The sequence below is a fragment of the Thiohalocapsa sp. genome, assembly GCF_019695415.1.
In the GTDB taxonomy this organism is placed as follows: domain Bacteria; phylum Pseudomonadota; class Gammaproteobacteria; order Chromatiales; family Chromatiaceae; genus Thiohalocapsa.
Genome location: NZ_JAIFKJ010000644.1, coordinates 1 through 1,908 on the forward strand (window position 1 = coordinate 1; position 1,908 = coordinate 1,908).

Here is a 1,908-nt window from a genome sequence, read left to right on the forward strand (position 1 = left end):
GGCGTGTTGGGGCGTGTCCGTGTGCGTGTGCGCAGTGTCGTGTTCGGCGGTGGCGCCGGCTTGGCCTCGACCAAGGCCCGCGTCTATAGCAGCGCGGCGGACAGGAGGCCCCGTAATCTGGAGCGCCGCGTGGAGGCCATGAGGCCGAGCCTGAACCCGACGGTGCACGAGCAGGTGGTCGGTCAGATCAGGCTGGCGAACCTGAAGGACAAGCAGCAGAGCTGGGAAATCCTGCCGGACGGGGCCTCCCGCCGCATCGAGCCGGCCGAAGGCGAGGAACCATTCAACGCCCACCAGTATTTCATCACCAATCCGAGCCGGTCCGGGCGCGGGGAGTCGCTGCGCCAGAACTTTCCGCCACGCGTTCCGATCTCGCTCACCAACGGGACGGATCGCGATGAACCCGAAGAGCCTCTCAAGAAGGCGCGGCAGAAGCAGAAGTGATGCGGACCTTTCGTCATGCAGCAGGATGATCGCCCCCGCTTCGACCGGCGCAAGCCCATTGCGGTCATCGACATCGGCTCGAACTCGGTGCGCCTGGTGATTTTCGAGGGCCTCACACGCAGCCCGACGCAGCTCCACAACGAAAGCGTGACCTGCCGTCTCGGCAGCGGCGTGGCGCGTACAGGGCGGATGCAGGACGAGAATGTCGCCCGCGCGCTGGAGACGCTGCGCCGCTTCCGCGCGCTCGTCACCCATATGGGCGTGAAGCGTTTTTATCCCTTCGCCACGGCCGCCGTGCGCATCGCCGCGAACGGGGCGGCGTTCATCGACGCGGCCGAGAAGATTTGCGGCACGAAGATCGAAATCCTCAGCGATGTGCGCGAGGCCGAACTCACCGCGAACGGCATCCTGTCCGGCTTCATGCAGGTTGACGGGCTGGCGGGCGACATCGGCGGGCGTTCGCTGGAACTGGTGGAAATCCGGGACCGCCAGATACGTCTTGACGACCCGCGCCCCGTGAGCCTGTCGCTCGGGCACCTTTACATGCATGAGGCCTACGGCGATGACTTCAGCGCCGGCAAGACCGAGGCCGACCGTGCATTTGCCGAGGTGGACTGGCTCGATCTGGGCAAGGATCGTCCGTTCTTCGCCATCGGCGGCGAGTGGCGCGCAATCGCGCGGCTGCACATGGTGAAGACCGGCTATCCGCTGCGCATCTATCACGGCTACCAGATCGACGCTGACGAGGCGCAGCGCTTCACGCGCGAGGTCGTCAAGAGCGCGAACGGGGCCATCCCCGGCATCGAGCAGATTTCGCGCAACCGGCGCGATACCATCCGGCATGCCTGTCTGGTGATGTGGCGGCTGCTCAAGCGGGTGAAGCCCTCGCATGTGGTGATCTCGGCTTTCGGCGTGCGCGAGGGGCTGCTTTACACGCTGCTGGAGGAAAAGGAGCGCGCGCGCGACCCGCTCATCGCCGCCTGCGAGGATGCCGCGGTCATCGGCGGTCGCTCGCTCGATTACGTGCGCGAGTTGTGCGACTGGACGGACAACTTGTTCGCCCTCGTTGGCCATGAGGAGACGGCGGAAGAGCGCCGGTTGCGCCGCGCGGCGTGTCTGCTGTCGGATGTGGGCTGGCGCGCGCATCCGGACTATCGCGGCGACCAGAGCCTGAACCTGTCGGCGCACTGGGCGGTGGCCGGCACCGACCATCCGGGGCGGCTGTTCATCGCGCTGGCGAACTATTACCGGCACGAAGGCTCGCTGAAAGGCGAATTGAGCCCGGGGTTTCGTGATTTGCTGGCCGGCACTACCGACGGCGGGCGGGCGCATGAGCGGGCGCGCATCCTCGGCAGCGCGATGCGCGTGGCATATATCGTGTCGGCGGGGACGCCGGGCATCATCAGCCGGACGCCCTTGGCGGTCGAGGACGGGCACCTTATGCTCCACCTGCCGCCGAAGTTC

General features: G+C 66.7%; 1 protein-coding gene and 1 pseudogene. Both read left to right on the forward strand.

Translation table 11 applies throughout. The features are described from left to right. A pseudogene (locus I6U14_RS17560) lies at positions 1–444 on the forward strand (hypothetical protein); the annotation flags it as partial. A 15-nt stretch (positions 445–459) separates the two neighbouring features. Beyond that, positions 460–1,908, forward strand: a 1,449-nt coding sequence (locus tag I6U14_RS17565; RefSeq protein ID WP_296901090.1) for a Ppx/GppA phosphatase family protein, incomplete at its 3' end; no start/stop codon positions are given.